Below are 15,723 nucleotides of genomic sequence, written 5' to 3'. Positions count from 1 at the left end.
GCTACAGCTTTAGGCCTCCATATTTCGATAAAGTTTTGGCTGTAGCTACTATAGCATCGCTATTCGATCGAGGTGTCCACCCCAGAAGTTGAAAGCCTTTTTTACTGACGTTCTCGCGTTTTTTATCCAATTCAAAGCTTACTGACTTCACCTCTCGATCAAAATTAGCCAACACCTTCATCAGCCATACTGGAAGGTTTTTTTCAGTAACTTTTCGTGCAAGGTTAGGCACTTTTTCCTTGAGCACTTTTGCGATATCCTTCACCCACATAAAATCATTCGCAGCCATAAAACGCTCGCCTTTGGCTTTTGGGTGAGTCATTGCCATAATGTGTAAAGCCGCTACATCACGTACATCTACAACAGACCATCCTAATTTCGGATTCCCAGGAAATGCGCCATCAAGTAATTTTTTAATAACTATAGCAGAGGTACCATAATCTGACTCTAAAACAGGACCAAGCACCATTCCCGGATTAATAACTGACAATTCTAGGCCAGACTTATCTTTTTCAATAAAGTCCCAAGCTGCTTTTTCGGCCAAAGTTTTACTTTTTGTATAAGCAGACTTATCTTTTCTGTGGTTCGGGTTAGACCAATCTTCTTCGGTAAACTGAGACTTACCTTCCTCATGCCCATACATTATAGCCGCAATCGAAGAGGTTAACACTAGTCTTTTTACTCCCTCTTCCGCCGCAAATTTCAAAATACGTTTTGTCCCTTCTACGGCTGGTTCTATTACATCTTTTTCTCTTCTTGGTAAGCGAGAAGGAAATGGTGATGCCGTATGGATCACATATTCAACATCTTGAAATGCATCCTTCCAACCTTCATCACTCAATAGTTGTAGCGAAACAAAAGACAGCTTACTTAAGTCGTGAACGTGCTCTGCATAAACTTCTCGCATCCTATCCGCTCGCTTTAAGTCTCGCATAGAACCAACTACTTCATGGCCTGTATTTAACAATTGCACCACGATATGCGAACCTATAAAACCAGTGGCTCCGGTAACTAAAATCTTGCTCATGAATTAGAAGTAGAAAAGTCTGATATTGGTCAAAACTACTGAAAGGATTTAATATTTACGCTTATTTCTAAAGATACCAGACCGATGGCACTAAAAGCCTCTCTCCCACCGACTTGCCTCTTGCTTTCGCTTAAGCTCACCTGAGTCAATCATTTCTTGAAGCTTAGTGTTTCTATTAGCGGTTTTACTAGTAAGATGCCATGCCCCACAATGATTGCACTCGTAAACATTTTGAGGCCCTTGATGTGGTTCAAACCCCTTATAGATATGCTGGTCAATCATGGCCATTTCGGCTAGTTCTTGATTGTAGTATTCATATTTATGGGTAGGACAAGACATTACTTTGCAATACTATTCAGATGTTTTGCGCGAGACAAGTGTTCAATGTGATTATTCAATTGAAAATCTCATCTTTGAACCACAATTAGCATACTATGTCTTTTGAGCTTAGCGAACTGGCAAAAATCACAGCCAATTATATTAATACTACTGACAGACACATTTTTCTGACTGGAAAAGCAGGTACAGGCAAGACAACTTTTTTAAAATATATAGTAGCCCATACTCATAAGAAAACAGTGGTTGCTGCGCCAACTGGAATAGCGGCCATCAATGCTGAAGGTGTTACACTTCACTCACTTTTACAACTCCCATTTGGAGCATTTATTCCACAACACATTCAGCCGCCTAATGTAAATAGTCAGTTTACTACCCTAGCCACATTGTTTTCGAATGTGCGATTCAATGCCTCAAAAAGAAACCTGATCAATGAAATAGAATTATTGATTATTGATGAAGTGAGTATGCTGCGTGCCGACCTCCTAGACTGCATTGACCATACGCTTCGCTTTTTAAGACGTAGACGAAATGAGCCTTTTGGAGGCGTGCAAATACTATTTATTGGCGACTTGCTACAGCTCCCTCCAGTAGTTAAAGACAGCGAGTGGCAGATACTATCACAGTATTATAGCAGCAGCTATTTTTTCGATGCGCTAGGTTTGAAAGGAAACCCTCCGCTTAATGTAGAATTAGACAAAATCTATAGACAAAGCGATCAGCGATTTATCACTATCCTTAATAGGTTTAGAGAAAATCAACAAACGCGAGAAGATATTGGGGTTCTCAATCAGCACTATCGATCGGACTATCAAAAATTAACGGGACAAGGTTACATTCACTTAACGACACACAATAAAAAAGCCGACGAAATTAACGCAGAACGACTCGCTGATTTGTCAGGTAAAACATTTACATATCGCGCAAAAATTCAGGGTGATTTCCCTGAAAACCTTCAGGCTACAAGTCCTGACATGAAACTGAAGGAAGGCGCTCAGGTTATGTTTATTAAAAACGACCCTAATGGAGAAGGACGTTTCTTCAATGGTAAGATAGGACATATCACAAAGATCAACTCTGAAGATATATGGGTCACTTTTGATGATGGTTTGGCCGTGCAAGTCCCTTTTTATCTCTGGGAAAACAAGCGCTATAGCCTTAATAAAGAAACAAATGAGATAGAAGAGAAAGTCCTCGGTAGTTTTGAACAATACCCTTTAAAATTGGCTTGGGCCGTCACAGTGCACAAAAGCCAAGGTCTTACTTTCGACAAGGCAATTCTTGATTTGACCGATTCATTCGCACAAGGGCAAGTGTATGTAGCACTTTCAAGACTTACTTCGATGGAAGGTTTGGTATTGTCCTCCAAAATTCCAGAATCGAATTTCGAACTGAGTGATTCTATGAAAGAATTCTCTAGATCAAAAGCCTCCCTTGATCAGTTATCAGAAAGTTTGTTAGCCGATAGAAAGAATTACCTAGTGAAACTACTCACCGAAACATTCAATTTTGCTTCCATCGATTTTGCCCTTCAGACGCACGTCAAAAGTTTCAATAAGCAGGAAAACAGATCGATTAAGCAACAGCATTTGCCATGGACTATTGGGCTAGCGAAAGAAGTTCAGCCTATTAAAGGCATTGGTGATAATTTCTTAAGACAGATTCGAAAAATAACCTCTACGGAAAGTAATTATCTTGAAATAGCCACTGAACGTGTGGCAAAAGCATCTGAATACTTTATTCCAATTCTTAAGAAAGCGTCAAAAGACATTAAGCTTCATGATGCTAACCTTACGGATAAAACGAAGCTAAAGACCTACCGAAAAGAGCTGAAAGAATTGGAACAGCAGTTTTTCAACAAATGGCAAGTAATCCATAAGACTAACCTTCTAATCCAGTTTACACTGGAAGACAAAATACTGTCAAGAGAAGATCTAGAACTGACGGAACTACATGAATCGAGAAAATCAGAAACTAAAAAGGTAAAAAGGCGGGTTAAAACGCCTACGGCAGAAGTCTCCTTCAAGCTTTATCAATCGGGTAAGTCAATCGAAGAAATTGCAGAAGAAAGAAGCCTTGTTCCCGGAACTATTGGCGGGCATTTATGCCAGTATATTGAATTAGGAGATGTTGATGCGTATAGGATAGTGGACATGGAGAAGCTAGATAATATGCTCAAGCTGATCAACGATGAAACCACCAGCTCGAGTGAAGTAAAAGCCAAGTTAGGCGACGAGTATACCTATACCGATGTTAAAGTAGCCATGGCGCATTATCGATTTTTGAGTAAAACAAAGGCTTAAAAGAGGTATAAATCATATATAAACGTTTAAATCCAAAATAGAGTCCCTCAATCCAACTTCTTTGCACTCCTTTATTTCTCCAAATAATACAATGCTTTTTATTGCAATCATTACTTTCTCATTTCTATTTTAGTTCTTTCGTAAATTATGCAGAGAACGGACACAGGAACAGTTACAGGTATTGAGTCTTCCACGGACATAAGCCTAAGCCCTCTAATATGGTTATTGATTATATCTATCTTAATCGCCATAGTATCTTATATCAATTATCTTAGGCATAAGAAGAAATCTTAAAACAAGAGTAGCAATTACAGGCTTTCCAGGAGGCTCAATACTAAAAAAGCCCACCGTAGTTCTCTCGAACTTTAGTGGGCTAATGTGGAGCCGGAGGGGATCGAACCCTCGTCCAGATAAGGAACACAAAGCGCCTTCTACATGTTTATTTGCTGATTAGTTTTCGAATTTAATAAGGACAGCAGCCATCCTGATTTAAACCTTAGTTGCGATTAATCTTACTACTTCCGTCACAACCCCGGAGTAGCCAGTTCTGCAGTTGATGCCTCTGGTGCCGGCCCGGCAGAACAGGGGGCCAGCGAGACACATTGCTATCTAATACTAATTAGGCAGCAAGGGCGTATTGTCTTTCGCCAATTATAAAGTGTGATCGTTTGATTTACAGGAAATACGAACAACTCCCGACATGCTTACACTTGCATTTCACCTACTGTCAATTCCAGTCGGCCCCATGTTTCAATGCTTTGGCCATATGCCAAAATGGGTTATAAAGGTAATCTCTTTTTAGTTCTGAACCCTACTCTTAAAAACTTTGATCAAAGAACTTTAAACATCTTCGCTAAGATTTATATCTTGCGGCAATGGAAAACTTCGTTGTCTCGGCTAGGAAATACAGACCGGTTGGCTTTGAGGAAGTTGTAGGTCAAGAGCATATTACTACAACCCTTAAAAACGCCATTGACAACAACCAATTGGCCCAAGCATTGCTTTTCTGCGGACCAAGAGGTGTTGGTAAAACTACTTGTGCCAGAATTGTAGCAAGACTTATTAACGATCAGTCCATTGACAACCCTTTAATGGGTAACGACACTTTTAATATCTATGAGCTTGATGCAGCTTCTAATAACTCAGTAGACGATATTAGAAACCTTATTGAGCAAGTACGCTACCCTCCTCAACAAGGGAAATTTAAGGTCTATATCATAGATGAGGTACACATGCTTTCTAACCAAGCCTTCAACGCGTTTTTGAAGACCTTGGAAGAACCACCTTCCTATGCCATCTTCATTTTGGCGACTACGGAAAAGCATAAAGTCATACCTACAATCCTTTCTAGGTGTCAAATATTCGATTTCAACCGCATAGAGATTGGGAATATTACGGAGCAATTGCAAATGATTGCTACCAAAGAAAATATAGAGGTTGAAGAAGAGGCATTAAATCTAATTGCCCAAAAAGCCGATGGCGCCATGCGTGATGCTTTATCTCTTTTCGACCTAATCGTAACTTTTTCTAAGGGACAAAAAGTTACTTATAAGGACACCATTGACAACCTTCACATTCTGGACTATGATTATTATTTCAGGATGACGGAGGCGCTGTTAAGCGAGAAGACTTCCGAAACGCTGCTCATCTTCGACGAAATTTTAAAGAAAGGTTTCGATGGACACAACTTCATCGTTGGTCTGAGCAGTCATTTACGAGACTTGATGGTTTGTAAGGATAACGCAACCATAGAGCTTTTAGAAGTTTCAGATGCGATTAAAGCGCGCTATGCTGAGCAAGCCAACACTACTCCGATGTCCTTTTTACTTACCGCAATGAATATTGCGAGTCAATGTGACATCAACTACAAAGGAAGTAAGAATCAACGCTTACATGTTGAATTAGCCTTAGTAAAAATGGCTCACTTGACTGCTGCCATCTCTCTTGCTCAAACTGGTGGAAACGGCGAAGCGTCAAAAAAAAAAGCTTAACGGAGGATAAACCTGCTTCAAAACAGGAAGAAACTCCAGCGAAAGCGGCTCCCACTCCACGGACAGAGCAAGCACCTCCACCGACGGCAGCTGATGCACCAAAAATAGAGTCCACCACAGAAATCACGAGTTCTCCTGAACCACCCAAAATTGAAGCTAAGCCCGCACCTGAACCAACTCCGGTAAACAGACCTACGGTTAGACGTTCGTCTTCAAAAACAGTTGATATTCCAACTGATTTAAATGCGCTTCAGGCTACTATTAATAAGCCAAAAGTTGAGAAGGAAAAAAAGGATGCTCTAGAAGAGGAAAAGAAGGATTTAAGAAATAATGACTTTACGCCTGAAGACGTAAAACGTGTTTGGCAAGAATTTATAGATCAAGGAGATTTTCAAGTACTCGATTTAGAAGTGCTCAATCAATCTTATGAATTATCAGGCACTAAAGTTACCGTAACCGTACCAAACGAGGCATTAGTACCAGGTTTTGAGAAGATTAGAGTAGAACTTTTAAGGCACCTTAAATCAACTTTGAAAAACGATCATATTTCGTTGCAATCAGTAGTGGTAGAACTCGATCGTGAGAAGATGCGATATACGGATCGTGAAAAATTTGAATTTCTTAAAGAGAAATACCCTGCCTTAAAAGACCTACAGGATAAACTCGGCCTAGACCCCGAATTTTAAGACTCTTCTTTCAAAGAGGCGCTAAAAACCTAACGTAAAACCTACATTAATTACATTCTTTATTTGCAGATCTCGTCCACGCGAACCATCGGAGCGGGTAATGATTACATCATCATCGTAAATCAATTGAGAGCTAATATTCGATTGAATGTAATTATTCACTTTCAAGTTTAACCCCGCTTCAACATTGACAACAGTATTTGGAAACTTATCGTAATTCGAGAATAAATTGAAGTTCATTTGTAGTTTCACATTCTCCATAACGCTTCGCTGAACACCTCCTGTTAAACTTATTCCTGCTTCCGATCTAATCTTTTCACCTGGATCGACACCAAAAGATCCGGCTGTTGAAAGCGAATCATTCAAAACAAATGTAAATCGCCCCGTAAAAGGAGAAAGTGTAACTGAATAACCTTGTTTTGTCTCTCTATAAGTAAGTCCCAAAGAGGCCTGCAAATAGCCGGGAGACATAAAATCGGAAATCAACGTTCGTCTAGTATCACCAGTACCTGCAATGTTTTCAATCTTAACGCCATCGTCCATTTGGGTACGGAAATTAACTGCGGAAGTCATCAATACCTTCTCACTAAACTTTTGGCTGTATTTGGAAGATAAATCAACCACATCATTCGTTTTCTCGAATCGATTTCCGCCTCCACCATTACGAATTACACCATAGGCAACGCGTCCTTTGTTTTCCCAAACAACATCATCTTTTTCATAATTGATAAAACCTTCAACGGCGGCACCAATGGCTACGGAAGACTCACCACCTGCCGCCCAGTTGGTAAGACCAACTTGCTGAATATTTAGGTTAAATCGACCGCCATCTTTCCAATAGATCAGGCTATCGGGCAAAGCTGTTGTACTATCTGTTTGTACAGGCTTTTCTTGAAATGCCGAAACAGTATAGGATGTAACAAATGCCAATAAAAGTGTAAGTAGAGTTCGCAGTGTCTTATTAAAAAATAGTCGTGACAAAATTAAATTTTATTCTCAATCTCAATTACTGTTTTAGGATCTTTAATTTCTCTCCTGGCGACAGGTCATTGTTGGTTTTATTATTCCAACCTCTCAAATCTTCAAGACTCACATCATACAGCTTGGAAATAGACCATAAGGTTTCACCAGGCTTCACCACATGAAGAACTTCTTCAATTTTTCGCTCTTCCTTCTTGGCCTTAGGCACCATAAGTTTTATAACTTGGCCTACTCCCAAACCATCTTCAAGCTTAAGGTTATTCCAGAATAGTATATCGTCGATTTCCACATTGTATTGCGTCGATAGGGCAAAAAATGTTTCTTGTTTCTTCACCAAGTGTGTAATTATTGTGTCAGTTGCTGAATTCACCAATGCTCTTCTCGGTTTTGGTTTATTAAATATTTCTACCTTTTCTTCCTCAGGATCTTTCTTAACCGGAATTTCGACTTTAGGCCTTTTCTCTTTACTCAACAATGTTGTAGCCAAAGTAACCTCATTGATCAGTCTATCTTCGGCAGGTTCTTCTTTACGTTCAACCTTTACATTACTATACTCAATTGGTGTTTTTTCTGGTCTTATAAACCTTAACCAGAGTACTCTTCCTACCTTTAAAACCTCTCCAGATTTTATTCTATTCTTTTGCTGAAGTTTCTTGAGTCTCACGCCATAATCTTGTGCAATGGACCAAAGTGTTTCTCCTTGTAACACTACATGATAATGCACCCTGCCTTTCGTTTTTTTATTCTTCAAGTAATAATATTGGTTTCCTTGAATTCTTCTTTGTCCTAAATCATTATAGCGCCTTAGTTTTGCAGTACTTATTCCTGTTCGTGCAGATAGGCTTTGTAAAGTCTCATTCGGTCTCGCTTTTATGGCCCAAATCTTATTCATTTTGATTTGCCTTGGCTGATAGGCCGCATCAATATTTCCTGTGACTTGCGGATAGATGCCAACGTTACCTTCAAGCGGCTTTATGCCCGAAGTTACACGAACAGTTGGGTTCCTTCTTTTTGGAGGATTCGAGTTGGTCTGAGTCTTTGGGTTCTTTTTTACTGTATTCGTCTTAGGCTTTGTTACTGACTGTGCAACAGGTCGTTTATTTCCTTTCAGTGGATAAATCACTTTATAAGACTTATCATCAGGAATCTTCGATTGATTAAGCCATTTATTAAAGCGTTTTAGTTCATCGTAATCAACTTTTACTTCCTTACTAACCTGCCTTAATGTCTTCCCTTTACCTTCATAATCGGCCAACTGAATTTCAGGGTTCTTTCTTCCATTTCCCACAAAATCTTGAAAGGCCAATTTATGTGCAATGAACTTCTTGATATACCAGTGCGATTTACCCGTAATATTCATGGTTTTTGCCCCATAGAGTTTATCGCTGGCTGTTCTTTGTGTACCTGTGAGCCCTTGAAGATATGATTGCATGCTGAGTACCCAGTTATCGAATACAAAGTTTGATCGCTTAAAGTATTTCGTCGCTCCAATGGTAGAGGCAATAATGTGCTTTCGTTCATCTACTACGTTGTCTACACGAACGCCTAATTCTTGTGCCGATGCCTTCTTGAATTGCCAAAAACCAACAGCGTTCGAAGTTGAAACGGCATCGGATATGAATTCACCTTCCTGTATGGCCAAATACTTAAAATCTTCGGGTATACCTTCTTTCTTCAGAATCTCCTCAACAAAGTGCATGTAAAGATTAGAGCGATCTGCTTTTAACTGGAAATGATATTGGCTGCGAACTAATAAATCGAGTGTCTCTTCAACGTCGCGTTTTGCTTCGGCGTTGAGCTTAAGTTTTACGCCAGCAACTTCTACAACAGAGGGGACATTAATAGGGGCTTGCGCTGAAAGATTCAACGAAGCCATCATGATTATGATGATTGACACGAGTGTATGCCTCACTACTTTTTTCTTATTGTCATTAAGCCATCCCTAATGGGAAGCAACACGTTCTCTACGCGCTCTTCTTCTTGAACCAAACGGTTAAAATCAAGAATAGCTTGTGTCTCTTTGTCAGTTTTCTTCAATTGAGCGACAACCTTGCCACTCCAGAGGACATTATCGGCGATAATAAATCCTCCCGGTCTTACTTTATCGATTACTAAGTTATAGTAATTGATGTAATTCTTCTTGTCGGCATCGATGAAGACTAGATCTAGTGTTTCAGTCACTTCCGGAACTAATTCCAGGGCATTTCCAATCCGGTAATCAACCTCTTGACTGATGCCTGCCTTTTCAAAATAACTTCTAGTTAAACCTTCTAATTCCTCATTTACATCGATGGTGATTAGTTTACCTCCTTCTGCCAAACCTTCCGCCATACAAATAGCCGAATAGCCTGTATAGGTGCCTATTTCTAGTATACATTTAGGCTGAATCATGTGAGAAATCATAGCAAGCGTTCGGCCTTGCAAATGCCCTGAAAGCATACGTGGTTTCAATACCTTCCGATGTGTATCGCGGTTGAGCGCATTTAAGATTTCTGACTCTTGATCAGAATGAGCCTCAACGTACTTTTGAATGTCAAGCGGTAAGAAATCCATCAGTTCTTAGGCAAAAAGGTTAAATAACTCATTTCTTCTTCCTGGAGCGCCTCATTGGCAATGTCTTGTAATTCTGCACTCGTGATAGACCTAATTCGCTTAAAAATACCTTCTAAACTATGTACTTTATTCAGGTCTAGAATGCTTTTACCCATCATCAACATTAGGCTAGCATTATTCTCTTCTGCCATCGCCAATTGGCCAATCAGCTGTTCTTTCCCCTTATGAAGCTGAAGCGTACCTAGTGATTTATCGCGAAGCAGTTTTAACTCTTTTGCTATGAGTTTCTTGCTGCGGGCAACTTGGCTGAGTTCAGTCCCATAGAAAATGGCAAATAAACCAGTATCGGAATAAGGATGATACGAAGCTTCGATGTTGTAGACGAATCCATACTTTTCCCTGAGCGCCAAATTCAATCTAGAATTCATACCTGGGCCACCAAGAATGTTCATTAGCATAAAAAACGGAAGTCGTTTTTTGTCACCAAGTGCATAAGCCGTGGTACCGATGGCACAATGGGCTTGCGTAATATTCCTTTTAATGATTTCTGTTTTTGGTTCGTACAAACCAAAAGACAGTCTATTTCTTTCTGCTTTTAGGTATGGAATATCTCCGAAATACTTGTCAGCCAGTCTTTTTACTTTTTTTAGTGGAACATTGCCCACACAGGAGAAGACAACACCTTCGGTATTGAGATTCTCTTTTAAGAATTCTTTAAAATCATTTCTATGAAAAGACTTTACACTGGATGTTGTCCCTAGAATGTTCTTTCCTAGCGGATGATCTTTGAATACCACATTGTCAAATTCGTCTTGGATGGCGTCTTCAGGACTATCATGATAAAGGGACATTTCTTCTAAGATGACGCCACGCTCGTTTTCAATTTGTTTTTCGGGGAAAATTGAATCGAAGGTTATATCCTGAAGTAATTCGAAGGCACTTTCCATATGCTTTTCTAGTGCTGAGGCGTAAAAGCATATTTTCTCTTTTGTAGTGTAGGCATTTAACTCACCACCTACAGAATCTAATCGATTTAAGATATGGAATGCTTTTCTCTTCTTAGTGCCCTTAAAAGCCATATGTTCCCAGAAATGGGCAATTCCAAGCTGATCTTCTCGCTCGTCCCTACTTCCGATATCAAGCACAAAACCGCAATGAACGATTTTTGTGCTCGGTACTTCTTTATGAATTATTCTGATGCCGTTAGGCAGTGTAAATAAATTATAATCCACCATCTCCGATTTCTCCTGAATCGGGCAAAGATACTGATTTATAACGCATTATTGATGATGAAGGCAGTTCATTGAATGAATTATTTTTTATAAATATACATTTTGATATATGCATTTTATTCATATTTTTATTTTTTCAAATGTATAATTTAATATATTATTAATCATGAAAAACAAATTTAAACGGAAAATAACCTTCGCCTTTATGATCATGGGAGTGACAATGCTCTCTATTCAATCAATTGGAATAAATTTTAGCAATGTAGCTAATGCTGAATGGATCTGGTGGGCAGATGAAAACGGAAAAGATGAATTGTGTGTTACAACGATTACAGAGGAAGAAGCCGCTAAATTAGAAACTGATGGCAAAAAACTTAGTTTCTCTTACTCCTTGAAAAACGTACTGTTTGGCGGGACTCAAGACGCTTGCGATGATGCAGGAATACTTTATGTATGTAGACAAAATTGCTCAATTACAAGCTTAACACCTATAAGAACCTAAATAACCCATCTGGTTCCTTGGAGTCATGTTCACCTCCAAGGAACCAGTAACTCTTGTTAATTATGTCCAGAAAGATAATTATCTATTTCCTAAGTATTGCTTGCATAGCCTGCCAAACAAAGCAAGATTCAAAAGTCACATTTGAATTAGAATTAAATAATATTAGCGAAAACCATTATGATGATATTTTTCACCATGACCTTACCACAATACCAAACCTATATACCAATAAAAAAATAGAAAGTAGCGACCTCTACAAACACAATATTACCTATATACCATTGGAAACAAATGATGAATCCCTTTTTGCAGATATATATCAGCTATTAATAACTGATAAAGCGTTCATTATTCTTGACAAGAAGTCTAAGGCAATCCTTGTCTTTTCCCATAGCGGAAAGTTTAAATTCAAAATTCAACGTATTGGTGGTGGACCTGAGGAGTATAAAATTCCAAAAATCGTTGCATTTAACAAATTCTCAAACTCCATTGAGGTTTTAGATAATACAAGGGGTGTAATACAAAGATATAATGCAGACACTGGTGCTTACAAATCAACCTTGAGAGCAGGTTTTACCATGAATTCTTTCTTTCCTATTGCGGCAGATAAATATTTGTTCCATATCGACTCATACCTTTTCAATGATGCACGCTATGGTCAAGTAAATGGTCTTGAGAAACAACTACTAATTGCTCATGAAACAGACAAGAATGGCATAAAAATAATTTCCCAACATGTCAACCATATCAAAAATAGTGGATTATTAAACTTTGGGAGCAGAAACTATTTAAGGTATGGCGCAGACAATGATATATTAATTAGTTCTACTTTTAACGACACCATTTACTCTTTCTCTCAAGCCGGTGTTCGAGCTAAATTTGTATTGGATTTTGGTAAGGATCGCATACCTAGTAATTTCTTTCCTAAGAGTGACTTTAATAAAATAAAAAAGAGGAAAGACTTTGATGAACTTCCTACTCCTGATTCATTTTGGGAAACTAGGGACTTTACCTATAATTGGGGGACACATCAGAATAGAATAGTACACTCCTTTTATTCTAAAAAACGAACAAAATCAATCACAGTATTTAACTCTGACTTCATGCAAGCGGCCAAGGCCGTTGGCTATAGACCAATTGGGGCGAATGATACAGCACTGGTGTTCAAAATGGAACCTCAAGAAGTCCACATTCTAAACAATGATATTCTTCAGAACATTGATAAATTTCTAGAAAGACAAGATATCGTAGCAAACAATTCAACGAGAGACTCTCTATATAGAAAATTTATTGACGAAAATGGTTATCATTTTCTATTCCTTTCTGATAGAGTAGACGAAGAGGATAATCAAATCTTAGCCTTCATTCAACCTAACTTTGAAATATTAGACAATGAAGACTAGCCCCACTTTACTTCTTACAACTTTCTTAGTTGTATCCTCATGTGTTAGTTGTAACAACCAGAGCTCTGATTCTGCAAAACTCTCTGAAAATGGATTGGTGGACATCTTTGCTCAGGATTTATATATTGAACAAAAAACAAATGATCTTAAGATAAACCCTCTAGTCGAGGGAAAAGCCATCAATCAAGAGATTCTACTTTCAAACTTGCTTAAGCAAGAACATAAGATTTCTATATTGAGAATAAACGATAGCAATTGCACACTTTGTATCGAAGCAGAACTAGAGGATGTAATCTTTTTTAAATCGATTCTAAACGATTCTAAAATAGCAATATTCGCTACTTTTAACAGTAAGAGGAGTCTAAACCTAATGCTCAAAGGTTTAGCGGAATTGAATATTCCTGTATTCCTCATAAAAGATAGGGAATTGAATCTTCCAATTGAACAGATAAATGCCCCATATTATTTTTCATTAAATCAAGAATACATTATTAACAATAGTTTCATTCCAATCAAGGGACTCGAAGCCATTAGCAAATCTTACTTTAAAGCAATGGCTGACGCTTATAATTCAAGATAAACACTATTGACATATTAGATTTTTTTCCAGATAACTTTTTAGGCTTAAAAGTGTATGCTTTGTTTGGTCATAAATTATTTCGGCATAAGGTGCAGGAATTATCTCTCTATCTCCAGTAAGTGCCCTAAAAGAAACCAGTGTAGCATTCTCACTTGTCTTTTTCAATTCAAAGTAAGTCAGCATGGTCATACCTGTATTAATCGAATGAGCTTTTTCAATATATACTAGCAAATCTTTTTCGTCGATATTCTGAAGCGTTTTAATGTCGAAACTATCTCCGTCGAACTCACAAATATGAGTACTGCCTACTCGATTAATTTCCGAATCAGCTTTTACATCAATCAAACCTTCCACAAAATTGGCTTTCTCATTATTATCGGTGAGTGCGGTGTGAACTCTTTTAATTGGCGCATTTATTTCAAGATCCATCACTTGCGCCAAACCAAAAAGGCTAGAATAATCTTCGGCAGTTTCTGGTTGAAGTACTTCTTTTTTAAGGTGATCTATTAAGGCATATTGATAGTGAATATCTTCAAGCACCTCGTAATTGTCTTTTCCTTTTTGCCATTCAAAAGCAGATGAAGCAGTATCAATCGTGAAAGAATCTGTGACTAAAATGTACTCCTTTGAAGGAATCGTATTCTTCATCAACCGATGGGCAATAATCATATCCAGCCCGGATAGCTTCGTAAATTGAGAAATCTTTACCTCATCAAACTTGCCATAATGAACGATAAACTTCAGTTTCAAACTACTCGTGTTATTACAGGCACCGCACTTACAAACGCTATCTCTCTCAACAATTTTCAGGAAGTAGTTAAAATTTTTAAAAGCTTCAGTACAGACTTCTTCGATTTCGGCTTGACTTAGTTTGCCTTCCGCATAGGTTAACAATGCATCTCCTTCTATTTCGGCCAAAGTAAACTTAGGCTGAAGCGTATCTGCAACAACTTGAAGTAACTCATTTATAATATGTGTACTATGACTCAATTCCGTCTTGTGCAGAAACTTAGTATAACCGCTGATATCTGGTATCAATATAGTCGCGAACTTCATTTGTATTTTTATCTAAAAGCATGAACACATATTTTGGAAAATCAATTCCTTTATATTTGTTCCAATTCATTATCTATGGCTTTTCGTCAAATTTTAGTAGTTCAAACTGCCTTTATCGGAGACGTTATTCTGGCCACAGGGTTATTGGAAAAACTCCACAAGCATTACCCAGAATCTGCTATTGATTTTTTGGTCAGAAAGGGAAACCATAGCCTATTAGATAACCATCCGTTTGTAAGGGAAACTATTATTTGGGATAAAAACGGCGGAAAATACAAGAACCTTTTCAAGCTCATTGGAAAAGTCAGAAAATCGAAATATGACCTTGTCGTGAATATTCAGCGGTTCGCCAATTCGGGTATGCTAACCGCTTTTTCTAAAGGGGCAATGAAAATAGGCTTCGACAAAAACCCGTTTTCTTGGGCATTCGATAAGAAAATAACTCACCGTATTGAGCCTGGTATTCATGAAGTAATTAGAAATCATGAATTGATCAAGGCTTTGACGGATGGTACACATGAATTACCAAAGCTACACCCAACTACCGAAGATTTCAGTGCCATAGCCGAATACAAAAAGAAACCTTATCTGTGCATGGCACCAGCATCAGTATGGTTTACAAAACAGTTTCCTAAAGAGAAATGGATAGGGCTCATTAGAGCCATGAAGTTCAATGGAAGTATCTATTTATTAGGTGCCCCTGGCGATGCCTCGCTTTGTGAAGAAATATTAGAGCAATCACAAAGTGGACGGGTTATAAATCTGGCTGGAAAACTTTCTTTACTTCAATCAGCTGCACTGATGAAAACAGCTGAAATGAACTATGTAAATGATAGCGCCCCTATGCACTTAGCCTCGGCTGTTAACGCAAAAACCTGCGCGATTTTCTGTTCGACTATTCCTGATTTTGGTTTTGGCCCACTTGCCGCTGAAAGCCATATTATTCAAGTGAATGAAGCATTGAAATGCAGACCTTGCGGTTTACACGGAAAAAAATCTTGCCCTGAAGTTCACTTTAAATGTGGCTTTGATATTGACGTTCAAAAAATGGTTGCCTTGGTTAACTAAATAGT

Annotated in this window: 14 protein-coding genes and 1 other RNA gene; 7 read left to right on the top strand and 8 right to left on the bottom strand. The window is 38.4% G+C overall.

Annotated features, from left to right (window positions below):
* Position 1: 1 nt before the first annotated feature.
* The gene (locus JXQ92_RS13970; protein ID WP_421987239.1) at positions 2–1,027 is read right to left on the bottom strand and encodes an SDR family oxidoreductase; all 1,026 of its coding nucleotides are present in this window, start codon (positions 1,025–1,027) and stop codon (positions 2–4) included.
* Between the two features lie 90 nt (positions 1,028–1,117).
* Positions 1,118–1,366, bottom strand: a complete 249-nt coding sequence (locus tag JXQ92_RS13965; RefSeq protein WP_421987238.1) for a hypothetical protein — start codon at positions 1,364–1,366, stop codon at positions 1,118–1,120.
* 95 nt (positions 1,367–1,461) lie between these two features.
* Here JXQ92_RS13965 and JXQ92_RS13960 point away from each other — a divergent pair, with 95 nt between their 5' ends.
* Positions 1,462–3,666 carry a helix-turn-helix domain-containing protein gene (locus JXQ92_RS13960; protein WP_421987237.1) on the top strand — a complete coding sequence of 735 codons (2,205 nt, stop codon included), beginning with the start codon at positions 1,462–1,464 and terminating at the stop codon, positions 3,664–3,666.
* A gap of 376 nt (positions 3,667–4,042) precedes the next feature.
* Here the strand turns inward: JXQ92_RS13960 and ssrA are convergent.
* Positions 4,043–4,411, bottom strand: a transfer-messenger RNA (tmRNA) gene (ssrA, locus tag JXQ92_RS13955).
* 130 nt (positions 4,412–4,541) lie between these two features.
* Here ssrA and dnaX point away from each other — a divergent pair.
* Both dnaX and JXQ92_RS13945 read left to right on the top strand, forming a co-directional pair.
* Positions 4,542–5,657, top strand: coding sequence for a DNA polymerase III subunit gamma/tau (dnaX, locus tag JXQ92_RS13950; RefSeq protein WP_421987236.1), 1,116 nt, complete (start codon positions 4,542–4,544; stop codon positions 5,655–5,657).
* A 410-nt stretch (positions 5,658–6,067) separates the two neighbouring features.
* Positions 6,068–6,343: a hypothetical protein gene (locus JXQ92_RS13945; protein WP_421987235.1), complete on the top strand. Its 276-nt coding sequence runs from the start codon at positions 6,068–6,070 to the stop codon at positions 6,341–6,343.
* Between the two features lie 21 nt (positions 6,344–6,364).
* Here JXQ92_RS13945 and JXQ92_RS13940 read toward each other — a convergent pair whose 3' ends face one another.
* Genes JXQ92_RS13940 through JXQ92_RS13925 form a run of 4 tightly spaced genes read right to left on the bottom strand, consistent with a single transcriptional unit; the run spans position 6,365 to position 11,112 of the window.
* Positions 6,365–7,324 carry a DUF3078 domain-containing protein gene (locus tag JXQ92_RS13940; protein WP_421987234.1) on the bottom strand — a complete coding sequence of 320 codons (960 nt, stop codon included), beginning with the start codon at positions 7,322–7,324 and terminating at the stop codon, positions 6,365–6,367.
* 25 nt (positions 7,325–7,349) lie between these two features.
* Entirely contained in the window at positions 7,350–9,203 is a 1,854-nt protein-coding gene (locus JXQ92_RS13935) for a LysM peptidoglycan-binding domain-containing protein (protein ID WP_421987233.1), read from the bottom strand.
* A gap of 32 nt (positions 9,204–9,235) precedes the next feature.
* Positions 9,236–9,877 (bottom strand): O-methyltransferase, encoded by a 642-nt coding sequence (locus JXQ92_RS13930; RefSeq protein ID WP_421987232.1) that lies wholly within the window; start codon positions 9,875–9,877, stop codon positions 9,236–9,238.
* On the bottom strand, positions 9,877–11,112 hold the full coding sequence (locus JXQ92_RS13925) for a M16 family metallopeptidase (protein WP_421987231.1): 1,236 nt from the start codon (positions 11,110–11,112) through the stop codon (positions 9,877–9,879). The genes JXQ92_RS13930 and JXQ92_RS13925 overlap by 1 nt, the downstream gene beginning before the upstream one ends.
* Positions 11,113–11,275: 163 nt before the next feature.
* On the opposite strand from JXQ92_RS13925, the gene JXQ92_RS13920 reads away from it, so the two are divergent.
* The 3 genes from JXQ92_RS13920 to JXQ92_RS13910 all read left to right on the top strand — a co-directional run bounded on the left by JXQ92_RS13920 (position 11,276) and on the right by JXQ92_RS13910 (position 13,594).
* Positions 11,276–11,611, top strand: coding sequence for a hypothetical protein (locus tag JXQ92_RS13920; protein ID WP_421987230.1), 336 nt, complete (start codon positions 11,276–11,278; stop codon positions 11,609–11,611).
* Between the two features lie 62 nt (positions 11,612–11,673).
* Complete coding sequence (locus JXQ92_RS13915; protein ID WP_421987229.1) at positions 11,674–13,014, top strand: 6-bladed beta-propeller; 1,341 nt, start codon at positions 11,674–11,676, stop codon at positions 13,012–13,014.
* Positions 13,004–13,594: a hypothetical protein gene (locus JXQ92_RS13910; protein WP_421987228.1), complete on the top strand. Its 591-nt coding sequence runs from the start codon at positions 13,004–13,006 to the stop codon at positions 13,592–13,594. The genes JXQ92_RS13915 and JXQ92_RS13910 overlap by 11 nt, the downstream gene beginning before the upstream one ends.
* Positions 13,595–13,597: 3 nt before the next feature.
* Here the strand turns inward: JXQ92_RS13910 and JXQ92_RS13905 are convergent, their stop codons facing one another.
* A complete protein-coding gene (locus JXQ92_RS13905; protein ID WP_421987227.1) occupies positions 13,598–14,650 on the bottom strand; it encodes a DUF2652 domain-containing protein in 1,053 nt (350 codons plus the stop codon).
* A 75-nt stretch (positions 14,651–14,725) separates the two neighbouring features.
* On the opposite strand from JXQ92_RS13905, the gene JXQ92_RS13900 reads away from it, so the two are divergent.
* A complete protein-coding gene (locus tag JXQ92_RS13900) occupies positions 14,726–15,718 on the top strand; it encodes a glycosyltransferase family 9 protein (protein WP_421987226.1) in 993 nt (330 codons plus the stop codon).
* Positions 15,719–15,723 lie beyond the last annotated feature (5 nt).

This window comes from Roseivirga sp. (assembly GCF_049099775.1).
In the GTDB taxonomy this organism is placed as follows: domain Bacteria; phylum Bacteroidota; class Bacteroidia; order Cytophagales; family Cyclobacteriaceae; genus Roseivirga.
Note: the sequence above shows the minus strand (reverse complement) of the source record. Positions and strands in the feature narration are given on the sequence as shown.

Coding starts and splice junctions, on each gene's coding strand:
- JXQ92_RS13930 (WP_421987232.1), bottom strand. CDS start 9,877: ATGGATTTCTTACCGCTTGACATTCAAAAGTACGTTGAGGCTCATTCT.
- JXQ92_RS13905 (WP_421987227.1), bottom strand. CDS start 14,650: ATGAAGTTCGCGACTATATTGATACCAGATATCAGCGGTTATACTAAG.
- JXQ92_RS13920 (WP_421987230.1), top strand. CDS start 11,276: ATGAAAAACAAATTTAAACGGAAAATAACCTTCGCCTTTATGATCATG.
- JXQ92_RS13910 (WP_421987228.1), top strand. CDS start 13,004: ATGAAGACTAGCCCCACTTTACTTCTTACAACTTTCTTAGTTGTATCC.
- JXQ92_RS13925 (WP_421987231.1), bottom strand. CDS start 11,112: ATGGTGGATTATAATTTATTTACACTGCCTAACGGCATCAGAATAATT.
- JXQ92_RS13900 (WP_421987226.1), top strand. CDS start 14,726: ATGGCTTTTCGTCAAATTTTAGTAGTTCAAACTGCCTTTATCGGAGAC.
- JXQ92_RS13915 (WP_421987229.1), top strand. CDS start 11,674: ATGTCCAGAAAGATAATTATCTATTTCCTAAGTATTGCTTGCATAGCC.
- JXQ92_RS13970 (WP_421987239.1), bottom strand. CDS start 1,027: ATGAGCAAGATTTTAGTTACCGGAGCCACTGGTTTTATAGGTTCGCAT.
- JXQ92_RS13960 (WP_421987237.1), top strand. CDS start 1,462: ATGTCTTTTGAGCTTAGCGAACTGGCAAAAATCACAGCCAATTATATT.
- dnaX (WP_421987236.1), top strand. CDS start 4,542: ATGGAAAACTTCGTTGTCTCGGCTAGGAAATACAGACCGGTTGGCTTT.
- JXQ92_RS13965 (WP_421987238.1), bottom strand. CDS start 1,366: ATGTCTTGTCCTACCCATAAATATGAATACTACAATCAAGAACTAGCC.
- JXQ92_RS13935 (WP_421987233.1), bottom strand. CDS start 9,203: ATGATGGCTTCGTTGAATCTTTCAGCGCAAGCCCCTATTAATGTCCCC.